Source organism: Teichococcus oryzae (assembly GCF_008386565.1).
Taxonomy (GTDB): Bacteria; Pseudomonadota; Alphaproteobacteria; order Acetobacterales; family Acetobacteraceae; genus Pseudoroseomonas; species Pseudoroseomonas oryzae.
Window position 1 is genome coordinate 1 of record NZ_VUKA01000049.1, and the last position, 6,033, is coordinate 6,033.

Consider the following 6,033-nt stretch of genomic DNA (forward strand, 5'->3'; position numbering starts at 1 on the left):
TGCGGCGTCAGGTAGCGGGCGGTGATGGTGGCGCCATCCGTGCCAGGGCCTACCAGCGCTGGCTTGGGGATGACGCTGGATGACACGTCGCCCAGGCCCATGCGGTGGCCGGCTTCCAGCCGCAACGCCTCGATGCGCGCCATCAGCATCGGCTGACTTTCAAGCTCCTGCGGCGGCAAGGTGGCACCAATGCCGAGGGCGCGTGCGGACACCAGCATCATTGGCATGGCGCCGTCGATCAATGTGACCGGAACGCCGTCGATCTCCTCCTGCCGTTGTCCTGTCGGAAACAGCGCGCCGGTCTTGCTCCCTGCGACATCCCGGAAGCGCAGCGTGACGGGCGCCGCCGTGCCAGGGACGCCGGGAATGCTGGCCTCGCCCTCATAGGTCACCTGTCCACCTGGCGTCTGCACCACCGCTTCCACCAGCGCGCCGGTGTTGCGGTTGCGGATGCGCACCAGCGTCTCATCCGCCCGTGGCGCCACCAGGCCGGATTCAATGGCGAAGGGCCCGACCCCGGCCAGCATGTTGCCGCAGTTGGGACGGGTGTCCACCAGCCCCCGGTCGGTGGATACCTGGGCGAAAAGGTATTCCACATCCACCCCAGGCTCTGCCGAGGGCCCGACAATGGCGACTTTGCTGGTCAGGCTGTTGCCGCCGCCGATGCCATCAATCTGCAGCGGATGGGGGGAGCCGAGGGCCGCGAGCAATGTGGCGTCCCGCGCCGCCGGCTCGGCTGGCAGATGGGCGGAAAGGAAAAAGGGGCCGCGGCTGGTGCCGCCGCGCATCAGCACGCAGGGGATGCGGATCTGCATGGAGGTCGTTCCCGTATCGTTGCCCCTGTTCTGCGCTGGATCTTCCTGTCACTGAAGTGCAAAGATGGCAGGTATTCTTGCGCGTGAAACAACTATGGCCATCGATCTCGACCAGCTCCGCACCTTTGTCGCCGTCGCGGAGGCCCAGAGCCTGACACGCGCGACGGACACGCTGCACCTGTCCCTGCCTGCCGTGTCCCGCCGCCTTTCGGCGTTGGAAGAAGAACTTGGCGTGGCGCTGCTGACGCGCTCGACCCGTCGCGTGGCGCTGACGCAGACTGGGCGCGAGTTCCTGCCCCGCGCGCGCCGCCTGCTGGACGAACTGGAAGAAAGCCTTCTGGGTATCCGGGAAACGGCGGCACGGCGCCGCGGGCTGGTCACCATCGCCTGCATCCCCACCGCCGCCTACTACTTCCTGCCCGCGACCCTGGCCAATTTCGCCCGGCGTTTTCCCCATATTCGCGTGCGCGTTATCGATCTCTCGGCCGATGGCGTGATCGACGCGGTGGCAACGGGTGGCGCAGAGTTCGGAATTGGCATGGAAGGCGCCGCGCACCCGGAAGTAGAATTCCGCCTGCTGCGGCACGACCCTTTTGTTCTGGCTTGCCGGCGCGACCATCCTTTGGCGAAGAAGCGCGGCTTGAAGTGGGCGGACTTGCACAACGAAACGTTGGTGGGCGTGTCACGCCGCTCCGGCAACCGGCTCATCCTGGACCGCGCACTTCTGCCGCGCGGCATTCAGCCCAGCTGGCGCTACGAGACTGAGCACCTCTCCACCAGCCTCGGCTTGGTGGAGGCCGGGCTTGGCGTCGCCGTGGTGCCGCGCCTGGCATTGCCGCGCGATCCGCATCCCGTGTTGGTTGCGCGCCCGCTGACGGATCCAAGGATCGACCGTGCCACCGGCGTGGTACTGCGGCATGGCGCAGTTCCCGCGCCAGCGGCGCAAGCGCTGCTTGATCTGCTGGAACAGAATATGACGCGGGCCTGAGCTACGCCCATGGCGCGACAGGCCCTGGAGCGCCGGTCCTGGCGGTGGACCGGCATTGGAACCTGATTCCGGCCAATGAGTCCGTCTTCGCCCTGCTGGGCGGGCTGCCGGGCCTCTGATGCAGCCGCCGGTCAATGTGCTCCGCCTCAGCTTGCATCTGGAGGGGCTGGGCGCCATGCATCCTGAACTTTGCCGCATGGCGTGCCCATCTGCTGGCGCATGAGGCGCAGGGCAGCGCAGCTGCGGTGCTGCTGCTGGAGAAGCTGAAGGCCCACCTTCTGGCCTTCATCACGGCCCATAACTTCGCCAGGCACCTCAAGGCGCTCCGATGGCGAACTCCATTCCAGGCTGTTTGCGAAGCCTGGGCCAAGGAGCCCACCATCTCCAAGATCGACCCGCATTACCTCATCCCGGGATCAAGCGCCTGGATATCCTGAAGCGTTGTGGCCTTAAAAGCGGTAGGTCAGGCGCCCGCTGCCCGTATGCGCCAGGAAGCCGGTGCCCACATGAGCCTCATAGGCCAGCGACAATTGGACGCCATGCGACTGGCCAAGCTGAAGGCCCGCGGAAAAATCAGCGAGCTTGTCGGGAATGCGGGAGGCGATGCGCACATCCTCGCCCACCGGGCCCTGCCCCAGGAACGCGGATGAGGTCATGTAGTGATCGCTCGACAGGACGGTGAAGCCAACCGAGCCATAGAGCCGCGCCCACAGGTCTTCCCGCAGGTCGAGGCGGGCGCCGAACTCGATGCTCGGGCTCGCCGCCAGCATGGTCTTGGAGGAAGAGCGGACCCTGAGATCCATGCCCGGCGCGCCCTGCTCATTGTAGCCGGGCATCGACAGGTGCAGCAGGTCGAGGTCGAGGATCGGGCGGACATAGGCCCTGCCGAGGCCGAACTGGTAGGCTGCGCGCAGCCTGGCGCCGGTTGACCAGATCTCGGATTTGCTGCGTGCAGTGGCCTGCATCCCTCCGATATCGATGAAGCGGCGGTTGTCCTGCTCGGTGTGGCCGAGCGTGGCGGATAGCGCGAAGAGCCACGGCCCCAACTGCCGCTTCAGGGCCAGGGAGCCATCCACATAGTCACTGGTGGTGCCGCTGCCCGCCTCATCCGCGCGCAGACGGCCGGTGCCGTAGGAGCCCGTATAGCCGAGGAACCAGCCTGGCGAGAGCTCCAGCTGCGCGCCCAGGCGGTAGCTCACCCCGCTCATGCGAAAGCCGCTATCCTGCGCCGATGTGGCCATCCGGGTGACGCTGCCACCCACCAAGGTCCAGACGCACTGCCCTTCAGAAAGCATCACCGTGTCGCCATCAAAGGCTGGGCAGCTCAGCGAATTGCGCAGGCTGCTGCGGGCATTGGCAACACGCAGCGCGGTTTCGTAATGCGTGACCTCCGGGTCCAGGTCGTCCAGCGCGCCGGCATAGGCGGTGGGATCGGACAACGTGAGCAGCCGGGCGAACAGCTCGGCCTGGCCGAGGCTCGACGCGTCCCAGGATCGTTGGATCTGACTGGACATGGCGGCCGCGTCCTTGCCCAGATCGACGCCGGCAGGGTTGCGGAAATCCGCCTGCGGGCTGATCGACAGCGTGTTGCCCGATTGCGTCATCGCCCAGCGCAGGGGCACGACACCGGGGGCCGCCGATGTGGCGGCGAAGCCCGGCGCCAGCTCAAGCCCGCCCATGGCCGAGGCGACCGCATACTGCCCCGGCAGCAGCGCCTGCAGGATGCCAGCGCGCAAGGTGCCATCCAGCCTCATGCTGCCTTCGGCCTGCAGCTTGTCTTCCAGCCTTGCGCCGGTCCTGGGATCGACGCCAATCTCGGCCAGCAGCGTGCCCGAGGCGGCCTGTTGGTAATGGCCCACGACGGTCACGCCAGCGGCGCTGCCTGGGCCGCCGATGTCAAACAGGCCGGAATTGCCGAAGACGCCGTCCGTGCCGAGCCGGACGAGACCCGCGCCCGCCCGGCTGCGATAGGTGCCGCCTGCCATGGTGTCGAAGCTGTTGGCGCTGGCGCCGCCATCGGCGACGAGGTCCACATCGCCCGCGACCAGCCCGTGATTGGTCACCCTCTCGCTACCATGGCCGCCCAGGATGGCGACGCCGGATAGGGCCGAGACGCTGCCGCCGGACAGGATCTCGACCGTATTGGCCGCGCCGCCGTCGATGCGAAGGCCCGCGCCCTGGCCACTGCCGCCCTGTACGGAGCCCGCGACGGTGACCGACACGTCGCCGCCTTCCCGCGAACGGTCAAGCGAGCCATCCGTCTTCTGCACCCCGCTTTGCACGAAGACGCCGTAGGCATTGGAGCCGAGGGTGGTGATGCCGCCATCGACATCGATGCGCACCGCGCCGCCCTTGCCGCCCGCCAGCGGACGCGGGGCCGCGTCGCTGCCGAGTGGCAGCAGGGCGGCGCTGGTGCCGCCGATCAGCCCGCCGCCGCCGCCCAGGCTCTGCGCCACGATGCCATGCGCCGCGGCGCCATGGGTCAGGATGCTGAAGCCACGCCCCCCCTGCATGTCGCGCCGCACGGCGATGGCGCCGCCATCACCCTTGGCGCTTTCCCGGCCCAGGGCGAGCGAGGTCTGCCCCTGCAATCCCGGCACGCCGCCATAGCCGCCGCCGCCGCCGATGGATTGCGCCAGCACGGCGATGGCGCCGTCGCCCCGCGTTTCGATGCCCGCGCCCTCGCCCAAGGTCAGGCGCACCGCGCCGCCATTGCCGCCGGCGCCGCCCGAGCCGCCCAGGCTGATGCGATAGCTGTAGCCGCTGGTGTCGCCGACATCGCCGGCGATGCCGCCACCGCCGCCGATCGACTGCATCAGGATGCCGGCCGCGCCCTGGCCGCTGGTCAGGATCTGCCCGCCATGCGTCACTGTAACGCCGCCGCCGGCGCCGCTGGCGCCCGTTGAGCCGCCAAGGGTCACGCTGCCGGAGCGGAGCTGGTTCGAGCCGCCGGTTTCCCTGATCTCGCCCACCGTGTCGGCGGTGATGCCGACCAGTCCGATCAGGTCGCTCAGCGCATCCAGCGCCTCCACCGCCTCGGGTGTCGCCACCGGCGTCGCATTCGCCGGGTTCATGCCGAAGATGCCACCGCCGCCGCCCACGCTCTGGGCGACGATCGCGCTCGCCTCCTTGCCGGTGGTGACGATGATGCCGCTGTTGGTCACGGAAACGACGCCGCCCTGGCCGCCCGCCTTGCCGCTGCCGCCGATCGTCGCGGTCAGGGTGGTTTTCTTGTTGGTCTCGGTGGTCGATCCGGCGCCGATGCCGCCGCCGCCGCCGATGCTCTGCGCCATCAGCCCGAAGGCCATGCCGCCCGCGGTCTCGATCCGGCCGGCATTGACCACCTCGACCTTGCCGCCCGCGCCGCTGGCACCGCCGCCGCCGCCCAGCATGACGTCCAGGTTGAGCTTGTTGTCCCCCGATGCGAAGGCCCCGCCGCCCGAGCCGCCGCCGCCGCCGACCGATTGCGCCGAGACGCCCTGGGCCAGGTCGCCCAGCGTGAGGATGGCACCGTCATTGCGCACCTTCACCTCGCCACCCGCGCCGCTGGCGCCGCCGCCGCCGCCGACGCTCACCTCCAGCCCGGCATCGGGCAGCTTGGCGTCGTTCTTGCTCTTCAGCCATTCCTGCGCCGCGGCCGAGTTCTTCTTGTAGGCGGTCTCCAGCTCCTTCAGCCCGGTGAAGAAGGAGGAGTTGGCGATGGCCGCGTAATAGGGGTTGTTCTTGACGGCATTGTCCTTCGCCTTGACCAGGATGTCCTTGATCGTGGTCAGGACCTGCTTCCGCTCCTCATCCGTAAGCCCGGCATTGACCTTCTTCGCCACATCGCCGGCCTTGCCGGTGCTGTGCAGGGCCAGGTCCTTGATGTCCTTCTCCAGCTTCTCGATCGCCTTCACCGCCGTGCCGAGAAAAGCGAAGGACTGGTCGAACGCCTTGTGCTCGGCGGCCAGCGTGCCGCCAATGCCGCCGCCGCCGCCGATGCTGGCGGCCAGAATGCCGTGCGAGCCATCGCCGGAGGTGGCGATGCGGGCCCCAGGGCCGTTGATGGCGCCAACCGTGCCGCCCGCGCCCGCGGCGCCGCCCGTGCCGCCAACGGTGAGCCTGGCCTTGAGCGTTCCGGTGCCGCCGCCCTGGAAGCCGCCACCCGTGCCGCCGCCGCCGCCCACGCTGATCGCCGACAGGGCCACGGAGTTCGTGCCGCCGGTCGCTGCGGTGCCGAGGTTCTTCAGC

The 6,033-nt window shown here is 68.9% G+C and carries 3 protein-coding genes and 1 pseudogene; 2 read left to right on the forward strand and 2 right to left on the reverse strand.

Features of this window, described 5'->3' with window-relative positions:
* A partial coding sequence (locus F0Q34_RS21315) for a PrpF domain-containing protein (protein ID WP_149814386.1) occupies window positions 1-815 on the reverse strand: 815 nt, incomplete at its 3' end.
* A 94-nt stretch (window positions 816-909) separates the two neighbouring features.
* Between F0Q34_RS21315 and F0Q34_RS21320 the strand changes: the two genes are divergently transcribed.
* Both F0Q34_RS21320 and F0Q34_RS21325 read left to right on the forward strand, forming a co-directional pair.
* The gene (locus F0Q34_RS21320) at window positions 910-1,803 is read left to right on the forward strand and encodes a LysR family transcriptional regulator (protein ID WP_149814387.1); all 894 of its coding nucleotides are present in this window, start codon (window positions 910-912) and stop codon (window positions 1,801-1,803) included.
* A 254-nt stretch (window positions 1,804-2,057) separates the two neighbouring features.
* Window positions 2,058-2,240, forward strand: a pseudogene (locus F0Q34_RS21325) (IS481 family transposase); the annotation flags it as partial.
* 12 nt (window positions 2,241-2,252) lie between these two features.
* Here F0Q34_RS21325 and F0Q34_RS22585 read toward each other — a convergent pair.
* A partial coding sequence (locus F0Q34_RS22585; RefSeq protein WP_149814388.1) for an autotransporter outer membrane beta-barrel domain-containing protein occupies window positions 2,253-6,033 on the reverse strand: 3,781 nt, incomplete at its 5' end.